Origin of the sequence: Shewanella sp. SP2S2-6 (assembly GCF_031931965.1) — a bacterium.
Classification (GTDB): domain Bacteria; phylum Pseudomonadota; class Gammaproteobacteria; order Enterobacterales; family Shewanellaceae; genus Shewanella; species Shewanella baltica.
Genome location: NZ_JAUOEQ010000020.1, coordinates 26,021 through 49,324, shown reverse-complemented (window position 1 = coordinate 49,324; position 23,304 = coordinate 26,021). Strand labels below are relative to the sequence as shown.

Sequence of the window (23,304 nt, the reverse complement as noted above, 5' to 3'; positions counted from 1 at the left end):
CAATGCTCACAAGGCCAAGCTCAGCAAACCGTTCAGCGAGTCGGCATCAACTCGCATCCAGTCCATGGAGACTTTCAACCTCAGTTTTAGGCCAAGCGTTAATCACGGCTTTGACCAGCGAGGCCAATGGAATGGCAAAGAATACCCCCCACACGCCCCATAAACCACCAAAGACTAATACCGCGGCTATGATTATCACTGGATGCAAATCCACCGCATCGGAGAACAAAATCGGCACGAGTAAATTACCGTCGAGCGCCTGAATAATGCCGTAACCCAACATCAAATAGCCGAATTCAGAACTAAAACCCCACTGAAAAAATGCCACTAAGGTGATCGGCAAGGTGACTAAGGTTGCGCCAACATAGGGGATCAATACCGACAAGCCAGTCAACACCCCGAGCAACATTGAATACCTCAGCCCCATTAAGGCAAACAAGATATAGCTCGCGACACCAACCACCACGATTTCAATCACTTTGCCACGAATGTAATTGAAAATTTGCTGATGCATTTCAAACCACACTTTGCGGGCTAATTGACGATTAGCAGGGAAAAAACGCTTACTGCCACTGATCAGCTGATCTTTATCCTTTAAAAAGAAAAACACCAACAGAGGCACTAAAATCGCGTATACCATCAAGACGAGTAATGACGCTGAATAGCCAATTAATTGCTTAGCAATATCCAGTACATGCTGAGTATCGAGCAGTTTTTTAAGCTCTGCGACCATCAAATCTAATTGCTCAGGATTGATAAATTGCGGGTATTGGTTGATCAAGGTTTGTAGCGTCAGCAGCCCTTTATCTATCATGCTCGGCAAATCGGCAATTAAGCTCACGCCTTGACGCCACACACTCGGAATTAAGCCAAATGTCAGTAAGACCACAATGCCCAAAAACAACACGATAACTAAGGACGCACCAGCGGTGCGATTAATGCCTAATTTCAGCATTTGCGCCACGGGCCACTCCAATAAAAATGCCAACACCAGCGCGACTAATAAGGGGGCAAGTAAACCTGCGGCAAAATAAATCACTAACGCGAACCCAACAAGAATAGCCATTAAGGTCACAGCTTGTGGATCACTAAAGCGCTCTTGATACCAACGAGAAAAAACAGTAAACATGGATCATTCCAATAGTGATGGTTGGCTAGGCTTCCCAAACGCTCAGGAAAGTTTATTTATCATGGTGTTATCTACGACGTTACTCAAACTACTTTCACTTCAACTTGTTAGCAGAACGGAAATCTTACGCCCAGCTAGCAAACTCATTTGGTGAACTTATCTAGCGTGCACATTAAATTAGGTCACGACTCGGAAAGGATTTAAACATGAAAATCCTCAATTTATCCCTGAGATAGATCAACTTTGGTGACCATCAAGGCTAACAGACTCACATCATTACGCAACTCTTGCACGACATGACCTTGTTTTTTTAAATATTGGGGAACATCTCGCCGCGAACCTGAGTCTGAGAGTAAGATATGCAATTGCTCGCCGTCTCGCATTGGCTTCAATGCAAGTTTCACTTTAACTAAAGGTACAGGACAGCGAAATAGCGTTAAATCAATAAAAATCATAATGAACTTGCTATAGACGAACTTGGGCTATTATCCTAAGTTGCACCTCAAACTACAAGCTAAGTGCAGTATCTCTGCCTTTAGTTGAGATAATTAGAAATAAAGGATCCGCTTGCGTAACTTGACTTTTTTGACTCGATTAAAACCTTTTGTTGCAGGCGCATTCTCTTTGATGCTGCTAACTTTAGCCGCCAAAAGCTTTGCCAACAATGACTTACCGGATTTAGGTACGGCCGCAGTTAACACCTTCAGCCTTGAAAAAGAAATGGTTTACGGTGATGCCTATATGCGCATCATTCGCTCCTCGGCGCCTATGTTAAATGATCCTGTGTTGAGTCAGTACCTTACAGAACTTGGCAACAAACTGGTCGCCCATGCCACAGGGGTAAAAACGCCCTTCTATTTCTTCTTGTTACAAAATGATGAAATCAACGCCTTCGCCTTCTTCGGCGGCCATGTTGCCGTGCACACTGGCTTATTTCTCAATGCCGATAACGAAAGCGAACTCGCCTCAGTACTCGGCCACGAAATTACCCACGTTACCCAACGTCACCTTGCGCGTTCGCTCGAAGCACAACAAAAGAGCAATCCTGCGACAATTGCGGGTTTACTCGGCGCCATTTTATTAACCATTGCCGTACCACAAGCCGGTATGGCTGCACTGGCGACGACCCAAGCGATGGCAACACAATCAAAAATCAACTATACCCGTTTGCACGAGAAAGAAGCCGACCGCATCGGTATGCAAATTTTGGTGGATGCAGGCTTTGATCCCAACGCTGCAGCAGATTTCTTTGGCAAGTTAGCCACTCGTTACCGCTTTACCACCACACCGCCACAAATGCTGCTAACTCACCCATTACCAGAGTCGCGGATCACTGAAGCCCGTAACCGCGCCGAGCAATATCCTAAGCGTTATATTCCCGATAACCTCAATTTCCAGCTGGCGAAAGCCCGTATTCAAGTCCGTTTTTCCAGTTATAGCGACGAAGCGGTTTTAAGTATGTTTGACAGACAACTGAACAAACAGACCTACAGCTTTAAAGAGGCAGCGCTCTATGGCAAAGCGCTGGCCTTGTTTAGATTGAAGAAGTTTGGTGAGTCGGAAAAAATCGTCGATGCACTGTTAAAAATTGATGATAACAACCTGTTTTATATCGATACTAAAGCCGATTTACTGACCGAACGAAAAGACTACGCAAAGGCGATTGCTATGCTTGAAGCCCAGCGGAAAATGAAGCCAACATCGCAAGTGATCAACGCCAACTTAGCCAATATCTACCTAGAAGCTGACCAAGCCCCTAAGGCAATCCCTTTACTAGAAGATATGATATTCCTCGATAAGCAAAATCAGCTGCCCTATCAATTGCTGAGCGCTGTCTATAAAAAAACAGGTAATCAGGCATTGGAATATTTTTCCACCGCTGAGCTAATGGCATTAGGGGCTAACTATAAGGGCGCTATCGATCAGCTTAACTTTGCCTACCGTGCATCCGAAAGTAATCCCTTACAGCTTGCACGTATTGAGGCCCGTATTCGCCAATTCAAAATGGCCGATAAAGAGATGGAAGCACTTAAGTAATCAGTTGTTTTATAAATTGATTTAACTTAATAGCCCATTTATGCGCCCCGAACACACTGACGGGGCGCTGTTTTTTCTGTTATCATCCGCTCCATTGTTATTTCAGCCCGTATTGAGCCTCTAGCACTATGACCCAAGCGACGATTTACCATAACCCACGTTGTTCAAAAAGCCGTGAAACCTTAGCTCTACTTGAGCAACAAGGTTGTGACATTACCCTAGTGGAATATTTAAAAACGCCTCCTACGGCTGAAGTCATTGGCGACATTCTGACAAAATTAGGCATCAGTGCTCGCGAATTAATGCGCACCAAAGAAACGGAATATCAAGGCTTGTGGCTTGCCGACACCTCATTGACTGAGCAGCAATTGATTGAAGCCATGGTGAACACGCCTAAACTCATAGAACGGCCAATTGTGCTCGCCAATCAACGCGCTGCCATCGGTCGTCCTCCAGAGAATGTGCTCGCTATTCTTTAATTATGATTTTTATAAAATCGCTTTAATTTTAATTCTTAGGTAGACATATGACGTCCAACACCTTATTTACTCTTAGCCGTTTAGGTTACTTTGCGCTCGTCCTGCTATTAGGCGGCTGGTTTGTTGGTCAGGGTATTAGCGGTGAATATACTCTGCTATTTAGCCTCTTATGGATAGTGCCATTGTTACTGCCTGCAAAAGGGGTTTTCCAAGGTAATCCATATACTTATGCTTGGGCGAGTTTTATTCTGTGCCTCTATATGCTGCATGGGCTGACGCTGCTTTATGTCACTACCGATGCCTTCGCCTTTGCATTAATCGAAGTATTGTTGATTGGTGTGCTGCTGATTGCCTTCCCCTTCTACGCTCGGATCCGTGGTCGAGAACTGGGATTAGGCCTGAAGAAAAAATCCAAAGAATAAGCCATTGCATACAATGTGATTTCAGCGCCGTCTTGCCTTACTAGGTTTGACGGCATTTTTAAATCGCAACGCCAAACTCAGCTAAAGATCTGCGTTCAAATACCCTCTTCATCCTCAGTTCAATGCACAGTTAATCGAACAACTAAATCGCATGAAAATTAACAATTAACATACTTGTAGCGACTTTTTTGCAACTTAACCCCCATGCTATAGTCAGTTTTTCATCGTGGAGTATTGATGTCCCGCGAGTCACAAAAAGCCTGATTGCACCGCTGAGTTAACATGGGAGAATGTTGTAATGGGGATATCGATACCACTGAAACTTTTAGGATTAATAACCTGCTCTAGCCTACTTATGGCGTGCGGAGGCGGTGGAGACAGCAACACAGATAATGGCGGAGTAACGCCCCCCTCCACCTCACTGCCACGCTGCACAGATAGCATTTCGCCGCTTCTTGTTACCACATCATCCTCAATCCGTTTTCAAACTGAACCGACTTATGTAGCAGGTCAATCCAGTGCCATCATTGCCAACATCCTTAATCGCGATAGCCAAAACTTAACCTTTCACTGGCAGCAAATCGATGGACCTATCATACAATTAGTCAGTCAAAACAGCCCGGTATTAGCCTTTGATACTCCCACCGCAGGCGGCTACCGTTTTAGCTTGCATGTGACGGGAAGTAATCTAGATGTCAGCGGAGAAATTGGCATTAATGTCGATCCCGCATCGACGGGTGTACTGAACGTCCGCCAAGATCACCAAGTGGTTGAAGGTAACAATGTTAGCTTAAGGCTCGGACAACAATCAGGATTAAGCGCAGCGAATATCTCTTGGTGCGTGGCGTCTGGCCCGGATTTAATGGTCGATCTGAGCGACCCGTTTAGGCCTTTATTTGCCGCGCCAACGGTCGCCCAAGATACAATCACTCGGCTCAAAGTGAACGCCAGTATCAACGGTAATCCACTCAGTGATGATGCTTTTGTGCTAACAACTGCGGCGCCGGCGATCAACTCGCAATATTTCGACACCCCAGTGGCACGCACTCACGCCTATCGTCCAGCCTCGCCTTACGCTAATGTACTAGCGGGCTGTGTTTACTCTAATCAGCTTAATGATAGTTGCACTATCAATACCTTACCTTTGATAGGACAAACCTCAAGCGATCTAAATCGTGAGACCATTCTAAATCGTGTACTGGTTTCCCACGACTGGATGGGCGATAACTTTGCCGCATTTTTAGCTCAGATGGACTCCAACAGCGATTTTGCTCGCCTGTTACAATCCGTCACGGCCGTGGTGATTAGCTATGATGTGCGCCCTTCCTTCTATTGGGTGGTAACAGGGGCGATTTATCTCGATCCAGACGATTTATGGCTTACGCCAAGCCAGCGTGACACCATTAATGAAGCGCCGGATTACCGCAGTAATTTCGGTGATGATCTTAACTTTGTGCTGCCTTGGCGTTATGTGAATGACAATCAATATGCATCACTTGGCGTACCTATCACCGTCAGAGCAGACCGAACGTTAGCACAAATCAATCCTGATCTAGCCTCATTGCTGTATCACGAGCTAGCCCATGCCAATGACTTCTTCCCCCGCAGCGTACATGCCTCACTCACAGGGCCAAGACTGCTAGATGATTACAGTCGCCGCAATGCCAACAAGAGCCTGATATCTGATCAAGTCAGCACCAGCTATCCACTAATGAGCACTGAAATGATGGGACTTGCCAATGTCCGTTTCCTCGGCGCAGCGGCGAATAATGTGCAAAAGGCCTATCAACCATCGGATGTGAGTACATTCTTTTCTACCGATATCGCCAGCGACTTCTATACCTATTCCAGTACCCGTGAAGACACGGCTATGCTGTTTGAAGAAGCCATGATGAGTTATCGCTATCAGATATTACGTGATGTCGCCGTCACCAATAAACCTGCGTTGTTAACCGCTGATACGCTGATTATTGACTGGGGACAAAGAGGTAGAATTGCACAAGACAGCCTAGAGAATCGCGCTGCACTGGTGATTGATGAAATTCTACCAGAGCTTGATGGCATCAGTCTGATAGAAAGCCTTCCCGAACCGATTGCCATGACCCAAGGTCAAAGCTGGCGTCAAACATTAGCCATATCGCCTGCGAATGCGCAGCTCAAAGGCCAAAATAATGCACAGGCAAACGATGTGCTGCCACGCTTTGAGCCTGAACTTCGCTTAAGTGGCGACCGGCACCGACATCCTCAGCAATAGAGGATTTAAGCTTTAGATAAACAAAAAGCCCGTCTGCATTCAGCATGACGGGCTTTTTTTGGGCTTTACGCTGAAGGGATTTTACATTTTTGAGTGTTTACATCGCTCAACGCTAATTCAAAACCAACTCACAACTAACTCACAACCAACTCACAACCAACTCAAAAGAATGTTCAAAACACGCTAAAAAGCCGACTCAAACCATGTAATAATCCAATCTTGCTTTTAAAGATGCAGCATCTCTTTGGCAAAGGGAATGGTGAGCTTGCGCTGGTGCACTAATGAGGCTTTATCTAACTTATCCAGTACATCGAACAAGGTACGTAAATCCCGCGCCATTCGGTTCAGCAAAAAACGTCCCACATCTTCCGGTAATTGTAAGCCACGCATGGCAGCGCGGCGTTGCAGTGCGGCAAGTTTCTCATCATCAGCCATAGGTTGCAGTTGATAATTCAACCCCCACTGCATGCGTGAAACGAGATCAGGTAACAGGAAACCCGCATCCGCAGGAGACGAACTGCCACTGACCACTAAGGCACAATTTTTATGTTCGGCGACGCGATTGTAGAGATCAAAAATCGCTTCTTCCCAGACGGGGTGACCGGCGATGGCATCGACATCATCGATACAGACTAAATCTAACTGTTCTAGACCTTCAAGCAAGGCGGTCGAAATACTCGCATGTATGCCTAAGGGAATATAAAAGCTGCGACGCTCTACTTCATTGGCATGGGCGCAAGCGGCGTGCATTAAATGGGTTCGACCCGATTTGACTGGGCCCCACAAATAGATGGCGGCTTCCCCCTGTCCTTCGGCATTGGCTCTCAGTTTTTGAATAAGCTCATCATTACCCGCGGCAGGGTAATAACTATTAAAGGTTTCGTCGTCTGGCAAATGCACAGGTAACGAGAGTTGCAGAGGTGAGTTTAAGGGCACTCGGTCTTCTCAATATCAAATAAAAACAATGCCGCGCTTAGCATGGCTAAGCACGGCCGATAACATCTTAAGGTAAACGCCATTCATACACAGGCTTGCCTGTTTGGTTAGATACTGGGCTAAATTCCCCCGCACTCACAGGTGCTACCACAGAAATTCGCGGCTCTAAGCTTAATAAACGTTGTAAATCCGTTTCTGAGCCAAACAAATCTAGCGAGAAGGTCACGGTATGACCTTGAATATGCGTTAACGTGGCATTTTTAATCGCGCTAAGTTGTTTCAAATATTTTTCAACTTCAACTAATTGCGCCATTTTTTGAATATTCACAAAAGTGACACTCGCGCCTTGCTGTGTACCAGTATCAGCAATGGCATACTTAGTAAAATAGTATTCACCTAACGCCGCCATCATGGCTTCAATCGCCTGAGTCGAATTTTCAGCGGTGCCGTTGTAACTGAATAACGGTGGCGTCAAAGAGTCAATGGTGGCCTTAGTATAGAGATTTAAACGGTAACGAACTTGGCTGCCAGCGGCATCAATCGCCACCAATGCCAAAAAGTCAGCATGATAACGGCCAGAGACACTCGCCACGATATCGGCAAACATACCTTTGATATCGTTAGGGTTAATCCCCATCAACTCATCAAGATCTAAGATTGGCAGCAATACCGGAATACCGCGGGCATCGGAAAAATCACTAAAGAGTTTACGTTCGGCTAACGCAGACGAGTCACCCAATATCATAGTGTCGCCATCGCCTGGCATTGCGACCCAAAATAAGGTCAGCGGGCGTTGTGTTCCCCAAACGGGCAATTGCGCCTGACGCAATAGCGCCACGATGCGACGGTGTTCAAAACTGGCCGTTAACAGTAATTGGCCATTCTGCTCGATATAACCATACTGGCTCAGCAAGGTATCAGGATTACTGAGCTGAGATTGGATCAGGCTATTGTCGAGGGATCGCGCCGTGCCAGTGTTCTTGATAATGACTTGCTCAAGCGCACTTTTTAAGGCTTTGTCGCGTTCTGCAACCGCGCGCGAAGACACAGGCACATTGGCCTCATCTAATTTACTCACCTCAACAGCATTGACGCTATTAATCGTGAACAGACAATATAGAAATGCAATTAAGCTCGGCTTCAATAGGAATTTCAGCATCTTTGAGTAGTTGAAGTAACGTCAGATGGGGCAAATTGTACCATAGTTAGCGCCTTAAGCGAGTCTTGGCAAAATTTAGCCCCATTTCAGTGCCAACCATGGCACGGAAAACCCAAACAGTGATCCGAGTAGGCAAAACGGGCGATTTTCTTCTGCTGAAAATCCAACAAACTGATATCATTTGGCGGTTTACCCTAAAATTAACGAGAATAATAAATGAGACGACTCGCTATCCCCCTACAGGGCGCGCAAATGCTGTTTGTAGCCTTCGGTGCCCTAGTGCTAATGCCGCTACTGACAGGACTCGACACCAGTGTGGCATTGTTTACCGCTGGTATCGGCACCCTACTGTTCCAATTGATTACTAAACGCCAAGTGCCTATCTTCCTCGCATCTTCCTTCGCCTTTATCGCCCCCATACTCTATGGCGTGCAAACTTGGGGCATTCCCTCCACCATGGGCGGCATTATGGCCGCGGGCGTGGTCTACGTCATGCTCGGCGCCTTGGTCAAAGTGCGCGGCACCGACTTCATCCATAGGCTGTTACCACCTGTAGTAGTGGGTCCTGTGATCATTATCATCGGCCTTGGCTTAGCACCTGTCGCCGTGAATATGGCCTTAGGTAAAAGTGGCGATGGCAGCTTGACTCTCGTTGACACCAATACTGCGTTATTTATTTCGCTCGCATCACTCTGCACCACTATAGCAGTGGCGATTTTTGCCAAGGGCTTACTGAGAGTGATGCCAATTTTAGCGGGGATTATCGTGGGTTACGGCTTAAGCCTTGCCTTTGGTATTGTTGACTTTGCGGTTGTGACTGCAGCCAGTTGGATTGCGATTCCTAAATTTGTCGCCCCCGAATTTAACTGGCATGCCATCGCCTTTATGATCCCAGTCGCAATCGCTCCGGCGGTTGAACACATTGGCGATATTCTGGCGATATCTAATGTCACAGGTAAAGATTTTATGAAAAAACCGGGACTACACCGCACGCTAACAGGTGATGGTATTGCCACTATTGCAGCGGCAGCCTTTGGTGGCCCGCCAAACACGACTTATTCAGAAGTGACAGGCGCAGTGACCTTAACGCGCAATTTTGATCCGAAAATCATGACTTGGACCGCCATTACTGCCATCACGTTGGCCTTTGTCGGCAAATTGGGTGCGCTGATGCAAACCATTCCAGTCCCAGTTATGGGCGGTATTATGTGTTTGTTATTCGGCTCAATTGCAGCCGTTGGCCTCAACACCCTTATTCGCAATCATGTGGATTTGTCTGAGCCGCGTAATTTAAGCATTGTCGGTGTCACCTTAGTATTTGGTATCGGCGGCATGGCATTTGGCATAGGTTCATTCAGTCTGACCGGTATCAGCTTGTGCGGCATTGTCGCAATTACCATGAACTTATTATTACCCGCGACCAAGCCACACGATAAACACAATGAGTCAGATGTCACCCCTCACTAGTCGTTATTTGAGGAATCGCCGTTTTATTGAAGTCTTTGTTGTAATGTTTTTTGTAGCGATAGCTCTTTGAAAAACAGCGACAAAAAAGCCGCCGTGATATTAATCATAGCGGCTTTTTCATTAATACTTATAAAAAAAGCATTAACGCTTATTCTTCAGTCTTGATTTTAGCGGCAGCGGCTTTGATCAAAGGTTGTAATTCGCCTTTTTGGAACATGTCCACCACGATATCACAGCCACCGATCAACTCACCTTCAATCCACAATTGTGGGAAAGTCGGCCAATTAGCAAACTTAGGTAATTCTGCGCGAATGTCTGGATGCTGAAGAATATCCACGAATGCAAACTGCTCACCGCAGTTAATCATGATCTGAGCTACCTGTGACGAGAAGCCACAGCTAGGCAACTTAGGAGAACCTTTCATATAAACAATGATAGGGTTTTCCGTGATCTGCTGCTTAATTTTCTCTACTGTTTCCATTTTGATTCCTAAGTAGGATGACATTGACTCAATGCAGCTATTGTACGTCAGCTAGAGGCAGAACAAAATCCCACAGTTTGTAAGGTTATGCCGACATTTGATTTTTCGATGGCGTCTATCTAGTCAATTAGCTAAACAATGATTCACATCACAAATTTTATCGGTACAATAGTCCTAAGTGAGCACGTTTAAAAACGATAACCTAAGACCATGGAGAGATACTAATGGCTTTCGAATTACCCGCATTACCATATGCAAAGAACGCACTAGAACCACACATTTCTCAAGAAACCATTGAATACCACTACGGCAAGCATCACAACACTTATGTTGTTAAGCTAAACGGCTTAATCGAAGGAACTGATTTCGCTGGTAAATCTTTAGAAGATATCATCAAAACTTCTACTGGCGGCGTATTTAACAACGCAGCTCAAGTGTGGAACCACACTTTCTACTGGAACTGCCTAGCACCAAATGCTGGCGGCGAGCCAACAGGCCCAGTTGCTGATGCAATCAATGCTGCTTTCGGTTCATTCGACGCATTTAAAGCACAATTTACTGATTCTGCAGTAAACAACTTCGGTAGCGCTTGGACATGGTTAGTGAAAAAAGCCGATGGCACACTTGCTATCGTCAACACTAGCAATGCTGCAACGCCACTGACTGACAGCTCAGTAACGCCAATCATGACAGTTGACGTGTGGGAACACGCTTACTACATCGATTACCGTAACGTGCGTCCTGACTACCTTGCCCACTTCTGGCAACTAGTTAACTGGGACTTCGTTAACCAAAACTTCGCTGGTTAATTCATTTAACCTAACGTTGTTGACTGCTGTATGAGCAGTGGGTTAATCCCAGTAAAAAGAGCCCTAGTGGCTCTTTTTTTATGCCCCTCGTTTGCCGTCCACCCCTTATCCCGCTGATTGCCCCTCCGTAAACTACAAGTGCAATAATTGCGTTTGCAACTATTTGTTATTGTTTTATTTGATATTTTTTTGACACAGATAGTAAGTTTATGTCTAAGATTAGAGTAGGAGGCTGGCTAGCCAGTTATCCGTTCCATGACATCACTGGCGTTTCAGGGGGTTTATATGGGCATTTTCGAGCATTACCAAAAGCGCTACGAACAAAAACTCGATGAAGAATATTCTTTGCAAGAGTTTCTGGATATCTGCAAAGGAGATCGCAGCGCTTACATGTCAGCATCAGAGCGACTACTGCTTGCAATCGGTGAAGCAGAAGTCATTGATACCGCAAAAAATCCAACACTTAGCCGTATTTTTTCGAATCGACTTATTTCACGCTATCCCGCATTTAAAGATTTCTTCGGCATGGAAGATGCCATAGAGCAAATCGTGGCTTACCTAAAGCACTCGGCTCAAGGATTAGAAGAATCCAAACAAATTTTATACCTACTGGGCCCAGTGGGCGGCGGTAAGTCATCGCTGGCCGAAAAACTCAAAGCCCTAATGCAAAAAGTGCCCATTTACATTCTGAGTGCAAATGGGGTACGTAGCCCTGTCAACGATCATCCCTTCTGTCTGTTTGATTTAGAAGAAGATGGTCAGCTGTTAAAAGATGAGTTCAACATTCCCAACCGCTATCTCAAAACCATCATGTCGCCTTGGGCGGTAAAGCGTCTGCATGAGTTTGGTGGCGATATCTCCAAATTTCGGGTGGTGAAAGTTTTTCCATCGATTCTGGACCAAGTGGCGATAGCAAAAACTGAACCCGGTGATGAAAACAACCAAGATATTTCATCCCTCGTCGGCAAAGTGGATATTCGTCAGCTTGAGCATTTCTCCCAAGATGATGCCGATGCTTACGCTTATTCGGGTGCATTGTGCCGCGCAAACCAAGGGGTGATGGAATTCGTCGAGATGTTTAAGGCACCGATTAAAGTGCTGCATCCACTACTAACTGCGACGCAAGAAGGCAACTATAACGGCACTGAAGGCCTATCGGCCCTGCCCTATAGCGGAATTATTCTGGCTCACTCAAACGAGTCCGAATGGTCAACCTTCAAAAATAACAAAAACAACGAAGCCTTCCTAGACCGTGTTTACATAGTCAAAGTCCCCTACTGTTTACGGGTTTCGGAAGAACTACAAATCTATCAAAAACTGCTGATCAACTCTGAGTTATCAAAAGCACCTTGTGCGCCTGGCACCTTAGAAACCCTAGCGCAATTTAGTGTGTTGTCGCGCATCAAGCCACCTGAAAACTCCTCCACCTACTCTAAGATGCGGGTGTATGACGGTGAAAGCCTGAAAGATACCGATCCTAAGGCTAAGTCTTACCAAGAATACCGTGATTACGCGGGTGTCGATGAAGGCATGAATGGGCTATCCACCCGTTTCGCCTTTAAGATTTTGTCGCGGGTATTTAACTTCGACCATTCAGAAATCGCCGCTAACCCAGTACATTTATTCTATGTGCTCGAACGGCAAATTGAACAAGAACAGTTCCCCGGCGATACCGCCGAACGCTATCTGGAGTTTCTAAAAGGTTATTTGATCCCTAAGTATGTGGAGTTTATCGGTAAAGAAATTCAAACCGCTTACTTAGAGTCTTACTCTGAATACGGCCAAAATATCTTCGACCGCTATGTCACTTACGCCGATTTTTGGATCCAAGATCAAGAATACCGCGACCCAGAAACGGGTCAGCTATTCGACCGCGCCGCCCTCAATGCAGAACTTGAGAAGATTGAGAAGCCCGCGGGGATCAGCAATCCAAAAGATTTCCGTAATGAAATCGTCAACTTTGTGCTGCGCGCCCGCGCGAACCATGAGGGTAATAATCCACTCTGGACCAGCTACGAGAAACTACGCACTGTGATCGAGAAGAAAATGTTCTCCAACACAGAAGATTTACTGCCTGTTATTTCCTTTAACGCCAAAACATCAAACGACGATCAACGCAAACACGATGATTTCGTCAATCGCATGATGGAGAAAGGCTATACCAAGAAACAAGTCCGACTCTTGTCTGAGTGGTATTTACGGGTTCGTAAATCTTCTTAAACTTGCGCTAACTAAGTACAGGGCTTTGGTGTTGCCAAAGCCTTCGCTGGGTTTTGGGAGGTGCGTATGGCGAACTTTATCGATAGACGGTTGAATGCGAAAGGAAAAAGCACAGTCAACCGCCAACGCTTTATCAATAGATATAAGCAACAAATTAAAAAAGCCGTCAGCGATGCAGTGACTCGCCGCAGCGTAACGGATGTAGATAAAGGCGAAAAAATCAGTATCCCCACTCGGGATATCAGTGAACCTATGTTTCACCAAGGCAAAGGCGGTGTCAGAGACAGAGTGCATCCCGGTAATGACCAATTTACCCGTGGCGATAAAATTGATCGGCCACCTGGTGGCTCTGGCGGCGGTTCGGGCAAAGGTGAAGCCTCAAATTCGGGTGAAGGCGACGATGATTTTGTGTTCGAAATCTCTAAGGATGAGTATCTAGAATTACTGTTTGAGGACTTAGAACTCCCCAATCTACAAAAAAATCGCCTTAATAAACTGGTGGAATACCAAATCTACCGTGCGGGATTCACCAATGATGGCGTCCCCGCTAACATCAATATTGTCCGTTCATTACGTTCATCACTAGCACGTCGTATTGCGATGTCAGCCAGTAAAAAGAAATTGTTAAAAGAGTTAGCACAAGAACTTGCCGAACTGGAAAATATTCCAGGTACTAAGGCCGAGTTGATTTTGGATTTAAAAGCCCAAATTGAGGAGTTAAAACAAAAGATTGCCAGAGTGCCGTTTATCGATACCTTCGATCTACGCTTTAATAACTATTCCAAAAGGGAAATCCCTTCTAGCCAAGCCGTGATGTTCTGCTTGATGGATGTGTCTGGCTCTATGGATCAGGCAACTAAAGATATGGCAAAACGCTTCTATATATTGCTGTATCTGTTCCTCACCCGTACCTATAAAAATTTAGAAGTGGTCTACATTCGCCACCATACCCAAGCTAAAGAAGTCGATGAACACGAGTTCTTTTACTCCCAAGAAACGGGCGGCACCATAGTGTCCAGTGCATTGAAATTAATGCATGAAATTCAACAAGCCCGCTACCCAGCCGATGAATGGAATATCTACGCAGCCCAAGCATCCGATGGTGATAACTGGGCCGACGATTCACCAACCTGTAGGCAATTGTTAGAACAAAAAATCTTGCCACTGGTGCGCTACTACAGCTACATCGAAATCACCAATCGCGCCCATCAAACCTTGTGGCGTGAATATGAATCCCTGCAACAGCATTACGACAACATCGCCGTGCAGCACATACGTCAAGCCGAAGATATTTACCCTGTCTTTAGGGAGCTATTCAAGAAACAAGCGGTTTAAGGAGGCACTATGGGGATAACTAAATCAACACCTTGGACACCACTGAGCGATGGTCCTGACTGGAGCTTCGAGCTACTGCAGGACTACCTCAAGGAAATTGAACGGGTAGCAGCACTGTATAAGCTCAGCACTTACCCAAATCAAATTGAAGTCATCACCGCTGAGCAGATGATGGATGCTTATGCGGGCATTGGTATGCCCATTGGTTACACCCATTGGTCCTTTGGTAAACGTTTTATCGAAACCGAGCAAGGTTACAAGCGCGGCCAAATGGGGCTTGCCTACGAAATTGTGATTAATTCTAACCCCTGTATTGCCTACCTTATGGAGGAAAACACTATTACAATGCAGGCACTGGTGATCGCCCACGCCTGTTTCGGACATAACAGCTTTTTTAAAAACAACTACTTATTTAAGACATGGACAGATGCCAGCTCGATTATTGACTACCTTGTTTTTGCCAAAAACTACATCAGTGATTGCGAGCAAAAACATGGCGTAGCACAGGTCGAAAGCGTCATCGACTCCTGCCATGCGCTAATGAACTATGGTGTCGATCGCTATAAACGTCCCTCTGAAATTTCATTCCGAGAAGAACAGGCAAGACAAAAAGATCGCGAGGCGTACCTACAAAGCCAAGTGAATGATTTATGGCGCACGATTCCTACCCAGCAACATGAACAGTCACAATCGAAGAAACGTCGTTTCCCCGCAGAACCGCAGGAAAATATCTTATATTTCATTGAGAAAAATGCCCCTTTACTGGAACCATGGCAAAGGGAAATTATCCGCATTGTACGTAAAATGGCGCAATATTTTTACCCGCAAAAACAAACTCAAGTAATGAATGAAGGCTGGGCCACCTTCTGGCACTACACTATTTTGAATCACTTGTATGATGATGGCGTGGTCACTGACCGCTTCATGATCGAGTTTTTGCAAAGCCATACAGGCGTGGTTGCCCAACCCGACTACAACAGCCGCTATTACAGTGGAATCAATCCCTATGCTTTAGGTTTTGCCATGTTTACCGACATTCGGCGTATTTGTGAAAATCCAACCGATGAAGATAAAGCCTGGTTTCCCGACATCGCCGGCAGCAATTGGATTGAAACCTTACACTTTGCAATGCAAAACTTTAAAGACGAAAGTTTTATTAGCCAATATCTTTCACCTAAAGTCATCCGCCAATTTAAGTTGTTTGGTATCCATGATGATGAGAAACGCAATTATCTGTCGGTATCGGCAATTCATGATGAACAAGGTTATCAAGATATTCGCCAGTTATTATCGCAGCAATATAACTTGTCGAATATTGAACCGAATATCCAAGTGCATAATGTAGAGATCAACGGTGATAGATCCTTAACCTTGCGTTATGTGCCGAATAACGATATTCCCTTAGCCAGCAGCCATAAAGAAGTATTAAAGCATTTACATAGATTATGGGGTTTCACTGTCACCTTAGAGCAAAAAAATGAGGATGCGAGTGTAACCGTATTAGCATCCTGCCCTGAAGCGGCTAAACCAGAATAATAAACCGAATAAAAAAGCCGTTTCCATTGGAAACGGCTTTTGTGTATTTATCGCTATTTTAATGCGACATCAATAGCCGCAATTAATTGTCCTGTGCAATAGACGCGGGCATATCATCACGTAATTGTAACCACATCTTACCGCTGTTCATGCCATAGGTGCGCATCAGCGCTGGGACGTCGAGATAATTTTTCGCTTGAGCCAGTAACTCTAACTCTTTGTAAAAATTTAAGGCCAATAATCGCGCATCTGAACTGGTGAAATAATAGCGACCGACTCGGCTATACAATCCCTTAAATCCATTTAATATCAATACGTAAAGTGGATTCCCGGAGGAGAAAGCTAAGGTATGATGCAATAAATAGTCGAATTCGGCATAGGATTCAGCCGTATCTTCAAGCTGATGAATTTTGGCGAGCACATTCACAGCCGTGTCTGGGTTATAACGCAGGGCACCGCGGAAATAGATAGCACTGACGTTAGTACGGGCCGACAAGAGTTGGTCAACCAATACCGGAAATCCTTCTGGATTAAGATCGGCAATCGTCTCAAGAATGTTTAAGCCCGAGGTTTCCCAGAAATTGTTCACTCGCGTTGGTTTACCGTGTTGGATTTTCAACCATCCGTCACGGGCTAAGCGCTGTAGCACTTCACGCAGAGTGGTGCGAGTCACACCGATCAATTCCGAAAGCTCACGTTCAGCCGGTAAAATGGACCCTGGAGGAAATTTATTATCCCAAATGGATCTCACAATATACTTCTCTGCAAAACTTGCAGGTCCTTTGGCATTGATAATCATCAGCCCACTTATCCAGTTGTTGTGCGTCGTAATGGTCACTGATCATACCAGAGCGGTAAAAAATGGAAACCATTCACTTAAATTCACTGTGTTATCGCCGTGTAAATGTCACACAATCGCTCAAAAAAACGACCAAGATCAAGGCAACAAACGTCAATTTTGCCGATTAGCTCCGCTTTTTGAAATGTGGGTATCAGTATCTCGTTACATTAGCTTTCTCTTTAGGCTAGACTGATTTAACAAACGCAGGTATTGATATTAAACACGTGCAATTTTTAACATAATTAGAAGAGAGGCTGCCATGCCGGCGACAATGAGTCAGGCGTTTATTGGGAACTTCTTAGGAAATTCTCCTAAGTGGTACAAAACCGCAATACTGTCATTTTTAATTATCAATCCACTACTCTTTTTCTATGTCGACCCCTTCGTGGCCGGCTGGGTATTGGTGCTTGAATTTATTTTTACCTTAGCAATGGCATTAAAATGTTATCCATTACAGCCTGGCGGATTATTAGCAATTGAAGCTGTCGCAATTGGCATGACATCGGCAAGCCAAGTCTTACATGAAATAGAAGCCAACCTAGAAGTATTATTACTCTTGGTGTTTATGGTCGCTGGTATTTATTTCATGAAGCAATTGCTGCTATTTGGCTTCACGAAAATTATTACCAAAGTGCGTTCTAAAGTTTTAGTGTCACTGATGTTTTGTTTGGCATCGGCGTTTTTATCTGCCTTCTTAGATGCGTTAACGGTTATTGCCGTGATTATCGCGGTCGCTGTGGGTTTCTATTCTATTTACCACAAGGTCGCTTCTGGAAAAGATTTCGGCGCCGATCACGATCATACCTCCGAAGGTAAAAACGCTGCGGGCGAAGATCAGTTAAACGAAGAAGAACTCGGTGCATTCCGTGGCTTCCTGCGTAATCTGTTAATGCATGCGGGTGTCGGTACTGCACTCGGCGGTGTATGTACTATGGTGGGCGAACCTCAAAACTTGATCATTGCTGCACAGGCCAATTGGCAGTTCGGTGAATTCGCCGTACGTATGTCACCGGTTACTGTTCCGGTATTGATTTCTGGTGTTTTAACCTGCTACTTAGTTGAAAAATTTGGTATTTTTGGTTATGGCGCTAAATTACCAACGGCCGTTCATCGGATCTTATGTGAATATGCCGCCCATGAAGATGCGCGCCGTACCAACAAAGACAACATGAAGTTAATCGTCCAAGCCCTAGTGGGTGTCTGGTTGATCGCAGGTCTTGCCTTGCATTTAGCTTCAGTGGGCTTAATTGGTCTTTCTGTGATTATTTTAACCACAGCCTTTAACGGCGTCACCGATGAGCATGCCCTTGGTAAAGCCTTTGAAGAGGCACTGCCTTTTACCGCATTATTAGCGGTGTTCTTTGCGGTTGTTGGCGTGATTATCGATCAACATTTATTCGCCCCCGTTATCCAATGGGCACTGGGTTATGAAGGCAATACCCAATTAGTGATTTTCTATATCGCCAACGGATTATTGTCTATGGTGAGTGATAACGTGTTCGTCGGTACTGTGTATATCAATGAAGTGAAGGCGGCATTAATTAACGGCCAAATCACCCGTGATCAATTCGACTTACTGGCCGTTGCGATTAATACCGGAACTAACTTACCTTCGGTGGCGACACCTAATGGTCAAGCGGCGTTCTTGTTCTTACTGACGTCAGCCTTAGCACCGCTGATCCGCTTATCCTATGGCAGAATGGTATGGATGGCATTGCCCTACACTATCGTGCTATCCATTGTGGGCGTTATGGCGATCCAAACGGGATTCTTAGAACAAGCCACTCAATATTTCTATGATTCCCATACAATCATCCATCACAGTGCAAAAGAAGTGTTGGGCACAGTGTCCGGACATTAATCTTCTCTATTGACTGAACTTTATTAAATAAGTAGAGTCCAAAAAACGCCCCATGTCTGAGGGCGTTTTTTGTTGATATGGAGCTCACTTTGACTGTTATTACTCGCTTTGCCCATTCCCGTTCATCTTGGTTTATTCTCGCAGGCACAGCCTTAGGCTTAGAGTTAAGCGCACTGTATTTTCAACATATAATGAAACTCGACCCCTGTGTTATGTGTATTTATCAAAGACTTGCTGTCTTTGGTTTATTGGCAGCCGGCCTTATCGGCATGACGGCGCCAAAGTATCGCATCGTAAGGATTCTCGCGGCTATTGTTTGGGCAGTCAGTGCGACTTGGGGATTAAAGCTGGCGCTATCGCTGGTAGACATGCAAACCAACCCATCGCCGTTCTCAACATGTTCATTCTTACCTGAATTCCCAGCTTGGATGCCATTACACGAATGGTTCCCCTCCATTATGATGCCTACTGGCATGTGTACTGATGTGCCTTGGGTCTTTATGGGTATAACCATGGCCGAATGGATGGTAGTCGCTTTCAGTGGCTTCTTAGTGGCTTGGTTACTCTTTATTGTGCCTATCTTGAGTGGTTCAAATAAACCTTCTCTTTATAAGTAACGACTTTGAGATAAGGCAGGGATCAACCCTGCCTTTTTTATTAACGATTTTATTCACAGTTTACGACTGATTCCCGCCGCTAATTCCATTCAATACCCGCAACTTAAACATCTGCTCATAGCAAAACAGCGAGAACGCGCTACACTGGCTCAATGAAAAGTGGTGATTTGGAAACTGGTGATTATGGGAAAAAGTTCGACTTCTGAGCCACATACTGCCTTAACCCAATGGCAAAACAGTTTGCCGTTCAAATTTAGCCTTATCCAACTCGTCATTGCCGCTATTTTGATTTGCAGCACAGCTTGGGTGATTCTGAGTATTCAGCGTCAACAAGTGCTTGATCAACAAGCCGTGTTAAACCAAAACTATGGCCAGTTAATCATCGCCAAACTGCAGGAAATGACTTCACAGGTCGAAACCGTTGTAGGCTCCATTTCCAGTATTGCAAAACTTTATCGCTATGATCATGAGCAACTGGTGAAAACCATCCCCAGCTTGCTGACGCTCGATAACCAGCAACGCATCATCTCTGGCGGTGGCGTCTGGCCGGAGCCCGGCGCGTTTAATCAGCAAAAATTTCGCGATAGCCTATTCTGGGCCCACAATGTAAACGACGAGTTAGTCGCGATTGATAGCTATAACAAGGACACGTTTCCTAGTTATCACACCGAAGAATGGTATCGCCCGACACGCTATTTCCCCGCGGGCAAAATTTTCTGGTCAAAATCTTATTTCGATCCCACCACCCATGAATCCATGATCACGGCTTCAGGCGCTATGTGGATGGACCATCAGTTTATTGGTGCCGCCACTGTGGATATCAGCTTAGAAAAGCTCAATGCCCTACTACGCAATGCTATGGTCGATGTCAGGGGTTATGTCATTGCCTTAGATCATCAAAACCAAGTGCTCGCCTATCCCCATGGCAATAATAATCTTCAGCATCAAGCCAATACCAGCCACACCTTTGTCACTTTTAATCATCTCGTTGACCAGCAGCCAGACTTCAGCCCCATCGAAGCGGCATTACACAATGCGGATAAAGCCTTTATCGAAGAAGCCGTGGCCGAGCGCGTCTTTACCCAAGAACAGATGCAACATTTGACCCGGCTAAGTCATCAAGATGAGCGCGACATGTTAGCCGCCATAGTCAATAACAATGCCTTAAACCATTTCACCACCCCAAAACTACTGACCTCAGTGACCTTAGCCCATGATCCCATTTTGAAAACGGCGTCCCTGGTTTCGGTATTTTTGATGCCCAATACCTATTGGAAAGTGTTAGTTGTCACCCCGATTTCGCCGCTGCAAGATACCGCCAAACACTTAGTTGAAAAGGTTGGTATTTATTTAGTGTGCATCCAGCTTTTAGGCTTGGTCCTGCTATTCTTACTCCAACACCGGCTGTTTATTACCCCGATTATTGAAATCGTCCAAGCCTTAAAGCGTAATGATTCCGCATCAATTGAACTTAAAGCCAAAGACAGTCACGACGAAATTGGCTTATTAGCCAAGACATTCCTGTCGCGAACTCAACAACTTGAAGTGGCAATGGCGAGTTTAGATGCCAGTAATCTTGCCCTAGAGCAACAATTACAGAGTCAGAACCTATTCCAACTTGAATTAAAGCGCCATAAAGAACAACTAAGGGCTTTGCTGAAATTTTCCCAAAACCTTATCTATGTCAAAGATCTGCACGGTAAATATATTCTGGTGAATGACAAGTATTGTGAAATTTTAGGCATAGAACGCAGACGCATTATTGGCGCCTCGGATTTTGAGGTATTTCCCAGCCAATTTGCCCACGAGTATCAACAAAATGATCGGCGCGTACTGCACAATAACGAAGCCATTAATTTTGAAGAGGCCATCCCCTCGCCACTGGGGAATCTTATTTATATCGTGACCAAATTTAAGATAAAAGATGATGACGATACTGTGATTGCGGTCGGCGCTATCGCCTTTGATATCACGTTGAAAAAGATTAAAGAGCAAGAACAGGATAAATTACTCTTAGGGCAAGTCGAGACGCTCAATCATCTACAAGAGCAAATTCGCCTTATCAATCAAAATAATAATGAGCTTTACCAAGAGCAAGAAGCATTAACTAAAATGCTTGAGAAGCATCATCAACTCAATCTCAGCCGTGAACAAAGCCAACAGCTAATGCAAAACTTCTTAGCTGAAATGATGACGCAGCTCATGCATGAGCAAGATCAGCTACTCGCCAAAGTTTGCCAACTGCAGCACACGGACGAGGCAAATTACAGAGCTCAGATCACCGAAATCATGGTAACTCAGGCCGAGAAATTGCGGCATATTGCCCAGCTGCTGACCAATCATCAAAACGATATTCGTCCATTACATCTCGCGCAATTTATGCGCCATCTCTTAGGTTTGCTAAAAGTGCAATTAACGAAAGCAAACGTAGAGATAGTGCTCAATTGCGAGGAAAACATCATCATCGATGGCCCTGCTTGGCAATATCTGCAACTCTTCTATCGCTTAATCACTAACACTTTGAATCATGCTTTTAAGACTCACAACGAACAGCGTGAAATCACCATCGCCATCGACAAATCGAACGACGTGCTGCAGATCAGTATTATCGATAATGGCATTGGTATGACGGAGGCGCAGCTCACACAATTGCGGCAGGAACTGGAGCAAGAACTCTGCCTCGGGACCTTAACCTGTATCAATCTTTGGCTCAAAAACGATCTTAATGGCAGCCTGACCATAAGCAGCCTGTTAAACCAAGGCACACACATACAATGTCATTGGCCGCTTAGTATAAGCTTAGCGTCGCAATAAAGAAGTCGGCTTACTGATCAAGCCATGCTTTTGCTTGGGTTTGCTCATCGGCAGCAAATACCTTTACAGGGCACGGCAGCATACAGGCAAGCGCATTGACCATAGCGCTTGTTTGAGCTTGGTTAGCAATCATCACCACTCTTGAGAAATCACTTAAATGAAATAAGCCAAGTACTGCATCGTCCCACAGAGCAGCGACGGATATACCTTCAAACTCAGGGGAAAATTCGTACCAGAGGCGAATACTGGCGTGATCTTGCAGCTTAGCTTCAATGGCGGGAACTAGATAGCCTTCAATATCCTTATGGTTAATACGACCAGATGCGACGACTGCCAATATGTCATGGGCATGGCCCGAAGAGATCGTTAGCATTGGATACTCCTTATCAATACACGAAGGGGAAATAGTTAAAGCTCACACACTAAAGATACACAGACAATGACATAAATGCTGGAAAAGAGAGTAGTTTATTTTACGTTAAGCCGATTTGAGCGGCTTGCCACTCAAAGCTAAAGCGCCCTTCTGATTAGGCGCTGACTTGTTGTTTAGCGATTTCTTGATCGAACAAATTCTTAATTAAACCGGAAAATTCGGTAATAAATAACGTCTGAGCAGGTGTAGCTTTATGATTGGCAACTGAAGCTAAAATCTCTTCTAAATCATACACAATCGCATCAACTTCGCGGATAATCATGTTGCGCTGCGCGAAAGACAATGACGGATTTTGACCACACACCATAATGATCTGCGCCGACAATTGCTCTTCAAACAATTCCATCACAGTATCGTCTGAAATCACCTCAGAACTTGGTGTTTCAAATAAGCCAAGATGTTCAGTTAAATACTGGACCAAATGCATGTAACCATCTTTATCTGTGACCATTTTTTACCCTTTAAACTCATTAA

The 23,304-nt window shown here is 45.1% G+C and carries 20 protein-coding genes; 12 read left to right on the top strand and 8 right to left on the bottom strand.

Translation table 11 applies throughout. From position 1 onward, the window contains the following. Positions 1 to 46: 46 nt before the first annotated feature. Both Q4Q57_RS14125 and Q4Q57_RS14120 read right to left on the bottom strand, forming a co-directional pair. A complete protein-coding gene (locus Q4Q57_RS14125) occupies positions 47 to 1,129 on the bottom strand; it encodes an AI-2E family transporter (protein WP_063883579.1) in 1,083 nt (360 codons plus the stop codon). A gap of 221 nt (positions 1,130 to 1,350) precedes the next feature. Continuing rightward, on the bottom strand, positions 1,351 to 1,584 hold the full coding sequence (locus Q4Q57_RS14120; RefSeq protein ID WP_106650271.1) for a sulfurtransferase TusA family protein: 234 nt from the start codon (positions 1,582 to 1,584) through the stop codon (positions 1,351 to 1,353). A 112-nt stretch (positions 1,585 to 1,696) separates the two neighbouring features. On the opposite strand from Q4Q57_RS14120, the gene Q4Q57_RS14115 reads away from it, so the two are divergent. The 4 genes from Q4Q57_RS14115 to Q4Q57_RS14100 all read left to right on the top strand — a co-directional run bounded on the left by Q4Q57_RS14115 (position 1,697) and on the right by Q4Q57_RS14100 (position 6,321). Further along, positions 1,697 to 3,166 (top strand): M48 family metalloprotease, encoded by a 1,470-nt coding sequence (locus Q4Q57_RS14115; RefSeq protein WP_311891176.1) that lies wholly within the window; start codon positions 1,697 to 1,699, stop codon positions 3,164 to 3,166. A gap of 128 nt (positions 3,167 to 3,294) precedes the next feature. After that, positions 3,295 to 3,645: an arsenate reductase (glutaredoxin) gene (gene arsC / locus Q4Q57_RS14110; RefSeq protein WP_311891175.1), complete on the top strand. Its 351-nt coding sequence runs from the start codon at positions 3,295 to 3,297 to the stop codon at positions 3,643 to 3,645. A 47-nt stretch (positions 3,646 to 3,692) separates the two neighbouring features. Then, positions 3,693 to 4,067 (top strand): DUF2069 domain-containing protein, encoded by a 375-nt coding sequence (locus Q4Q57_RS14105; RefSeq protein WP_107947135.1) that lies wholly within the window; start codon positions 3,693 to 3,695, stop codon positions 4,065 to 4,067. 298 nt (positions 4,068 to 4,365) lie between these two features. After that, the gene (locus Q4Q57_RS14100; RefSeq protein ID WP_311891174.1) at positions 4,366 to 6,321 is read left to right on the top strand and encodes a hypothetical protein; all 1,956 of its coding nucleotides are present in this window, start codon (positions 4,366 to 4,368) and stop codon (positions 6,319 to 6,321) included. A gap of 225 nt (positions 6,322 to 6,546) precedes the next feature. On the opposite strand, the gene hda is transcribed toward Q4Q57_RS14100, so the two are convergent. Together hda and Q4Q57_RS14090 are read right to left on the bottom strand one after the other, a co-directional pair. Next, on the bottom strand, positions 6,547 to 7,257 hold the full coding sequence (hda, locus tag Q4Q57_RS14095) for a DnaA inactivator Hda (RefSeq protein WP_006081292.1): 711 nt from the start codon (positions 7,255 to 7,257) through the stop codon (positions 6,547 to 6,549). A 67-nt stretch (positions 7,258 to 7,324) separates the two neighbouring features. Beyond that, positions 7,325 to 8,416 carry a DUF2066 domain-containing protein gene (locus Q4Q57_RS14090; RefSeq protein WP_300482098.1) on the bottom strand — a complete coding sequence of 364 codons (1,092 nt, stop codon included), beginning with the start codon at positions 8,414 to 8,416 and terminating at the stop codon, positions 7,325 to 7,327. A gap of 216 nt (positions 8,417 to 8,632) precedes the next feature. On the opposite strand from Q4Q57_RS14090, the gene Q4Q57_RS14085 reads away from it, so the two are divergent. Beyond that, complete coding sequence (locus Q4Q57_RS14085; protein ID WP_006081290.1) at positions 8,633 to 9,883, top strand: uracil-xanthine permease family protein; 1,251 nt, start codon at positions 8,633 to 8,635, stop codon at positions 9,881 to 9,883. A 148-nt stretch (positions 9,884 to 10,031) separates the two neighbouring features. Here the strand turns inward: Q4Q57_RS14085 and grxD are convergent, their stop codons facing one another. Then, positions 10,032 to 10,364: a Grx4 family monothiol glutaredoxin gene (gene grxD, locus Q4Q57_RS14080; RefSeq protein WP_011846572.1), complete on the bottom strand. Its 333-nt coding sequence runs from the start codon at positions 10,362 to 10,364 to the stop codon at positions 10,032 to 10,034. Between the two features lie 224 nt (positions 10,365 to 10,588). Between grxD and sodB the strand changes: the two genes are divergently transcribed. The 4 genes from sodB to Q4Q57_RS14060 all read left to right on the top strand — a co-directional run bounded on the left by sodB (position 10,589) and on the right by Q4Q57_RS14060 (position 16,264). Further along, positions 10,589 to 11,173, top strand: a complete 585-nt coding sequence (gene sodB, locus Q4Q57_RS14075) for a superoxide dismutase [Fe] (protein ID WP_006081288.1) — start codon at positions 10,589 to 10,591, stop codon at positions 11,171 to 11,173. Positions 11,174 to 11,458: 285 nt separating this feature from the next. Further along, on the top strand, positions 11,459 to 13,393 hold the full coding sequence (locus tag Q4Q57_RS14070) for a PrkA family serine protein kinase (RefSeq protein WP_006081287.1): 1,935 nt from the start codon (positions 11,459 to 11,461) through the stop codon (positions 13,391 to 13,393). Positions 13,394 to 13,459: 66 nt separating this feature from the next. Further along, positions 13,460 to 14,728, top strand: a complete 1,269-nt coding sequence (locus Q4Q57_RS14065) for a YeaH/YhbH family protein (RefSeq protein WP_311891173.1) — start codon at positions 13,460 to 13,462, stop codon at positions 14,726 to 14,728. 9 nt (positions 14,729 to 14,737) lie between these two features. Further along, entirely contained in the window at positions 14,738 to 16,264 is a 1,527-nt protein-coding gene (locus tag Q4Q57_RS14060) for a SpoVR family protein (protein WP_126492163.1), read from the top strand. Positions 16,265 to 16,346: 82 nt separating this feature from the next. Here Q4Q57_RS14060 and fadR read toward each other — a convergent pair whose 3' ends face one another. Further along, entirely contained in the window at positions 16,347 to 17,063 is a 717-nt protein-coding gene (gene fadR / locus Q4Q57_RS14055) for a fatty acid metabolism transcriptional regulator FadR (RefSeq protein WP_106650260.1), read from the bottom strand. A 301-nt stretch (positions 17,064 to 17,364) separates the two neighbouring features. On the opposite strand from fadR, the gene nhaB reads away from it, so the two are divergent. From nhaB to Q4Q57_RS14040, 3 genes are all read left to right on the top strand, one after another. Then, positions 17,365 to 18,966: a sodium/proton antiporter NhaB gene (nhaB, locus tag Q4Q57_RS14050; protein WP_311891172.1), complete on the top strand. Its 1,602-nt coding sequence runs from the start codon at positions 17,365 to 17,367 to the stop codon at positions 18,964 to 18,966. Between the two features lie 89 nt (positions 18,967 to 19,055). Next, positions 19,056 to 19,583 carry a disulfide bond formation protein DsbB gene (gene dsbB / locus Q4Q57_RS14045; protein ID WP_311891171.1) on the top strand — a complete coding sequence of 176 codons (528 nt, stop codon included), beginning with the start codon at positions 19,056 to 19,058 and terminating at the stop codon, positions 19,581 to 19,583. A 183-nt stretch (positions 19,584 to 19,766) separates the two neighbouring features. Next, entirely contained in the window at positions 19,767 to 22,397 is a 2,631-nt protein-coding gene (locus tag Q4Q57_RS14040) for a PAS domain-containing protein (RefSeq protein ID WP_311891170.1), read from the top strand. A 10-nt stretch (positions 22,398 to 22,407) separates the two neighbouring features. Here Q4Q57_RS14040 and Q4Q57_RS14035 read toward each other — a convergent pair whose 3' ends face one another. Both Q4Q57_RS14035 and Q4Q57_RS14030 read right to left on the bottom strand, forming a co-directional pair. Then, positions 22,408 to 22,770: an STAS/SEC14 domain-containing protein gene (locus tag Q4Q57_RS14035; protein ID WP_311891169.1), complete on the bottom strand. Its 363-nt coding sequence runs from the start codon at positions 22,768 to 22,770 to the stop codon at positions 22,408 to 22,410. 154 nt (positions 22,771 to 22,924) lie between these two features. Beyond that, positions 22,925 to 23,281 carry a DUF3802 family protein gene (locus Q4Q57_RS14030; protein WP_220776284.1) on the bottom strand — a complete coding sequence of 119 codons (357 nt, stop codon included), beginning with the start codon at positions 23,279 to 23,281 and terminating at the stop codon, positions 22,925 to 22,927. Positions 23,282 to 23,304: the final 23 nt, after the last annotated feature.

What these genes read in the sequence shown, in the direction of transcription:
- Q4Q57_RS14125 (WP_063883579.1), bottom strand. Translation starts at nt 1,129, where the DNA reads ATGTTTACTGTTTTTTCTCGTTGGTATCAAGAGCGCTTTAGTGATCCA.
- Q4Q57_RS14120 (WP_106650271.1), bottom strand. Translation starts at nt 1,584, where the DNA reads ATGATTTTTATTGATTTAACGCTATTTCGCTGTCCTGTACCTTTAGTT.
- arsC (WP_311891175.1), top strand. Translation starts at nt 3,295, where the DNA reads ATGACCCAAGCGACGATTTACCATAACCCACGTTGTTCAAAAAGCCGT.
- Q4Q57_RS14105 (WP_107947135.1), top strand. Translation starts at nt 3,693, where the DNA reads ATGACGTCCAACACCTTATTTACTCTTAGCCGTTTAGGTTACTTTGCG.
- Q4Q57_RS14100 (WP_311891174.1), top strand. Translation starts at nt 4,366, where the DNA reads ATGGGGATATCGATACCACTGAAACTTTTAGGATTAATAACCTGCTCT.
- Q4Q57_RS14090 (WP_300482098.1), bottom strand. Translation starts at nt 8,416, where the DNA reads ATGCTGAAATTCCTATTGAAGCCGAGCTTAATTGCATTTCTATATTGT.
- Q4Q57_RS14085 (WP_006081290.1), top strand. Translation starts at nt 8,633, where the DNA reads ATGAGACGACTCGCTATCCCCCTACAGGGCGCGCAAATGCTGTTTGTA.
- grxD (WP_011846572.1), bottom strand. Translation starts at nt 10,364, where the DNA reads ATGGAAACAGTAGAGAAAATTAAGCAGCAGATCACGGAAAACCCTATC.
- sodB (WP_006081288.1), top strand. Translation starts at nt 10,589, where the DNA reads ATGGCTTTCGAATTACCCGCATTACCATATGCAAAGAACGCACTAGAA.
- Q4Q57_RS14070 (WP_006081287.1), top strand. Translation starts at nt 11,459, where the DNA reads ATGGGCATTTTCGAGCATTACCAAAAGCGCTACGAACAAAAACTCGAT.
- Q4Q57_RS14065 (WP_311891173.1), top strand. Translation starts at nt 13,460, where the DNA reads ATGGCGAACTTTATCGATAGACGGTTGAATGCGAAAGGAAAAAGCACA.
- Q4Q57_RS14060 (WP_126492163.1), top strand. Translation starts at nt 14,738, where the DNA reads ATGGGGATAACTAAATCAACACCTTGGACACCACTGAGCGATGGTCCT.
- fadR (WP_106650260.1), bottom strand. Translation starts at nt 17,063, where the DNA reads ATGATTATCAATGCCAAAGGACCTGCAAGTTTTGCAGAGAAGTATATT.
- nhaB (WP_311891172.1), top strand. Translation starts at nt 17,365, where the DNA reads ATGCCGGCGACAATGAGTCAGGCGTTTATTGGGAACTTCTTAGGAAAT.
- Q4Q57_RS14040 (WP_311891170.1), top strand. Translation starts at nt 19,767, where the DNA reads ATGGGAAAAAGTTCGACTTCTGAGCCACATACTGCCTTAACCCAATGG.
- Q4Q57_RS14035 (WP_311891169.1), bottom strand. Translation starts at nt 22,770, where the DNA reads ATGCTAACGATCTCTTCGGGCCATGCCCATGACATATTGGCAGTCGTC.
- Q4Q57_RS14030 (WP_220776284.1), bottom strand. Translation starts at nt 23,281, where the DNA reads ATGGTCACAGATAAAGATGGTTACATGCATTTGGTCCAGTATTTAACT.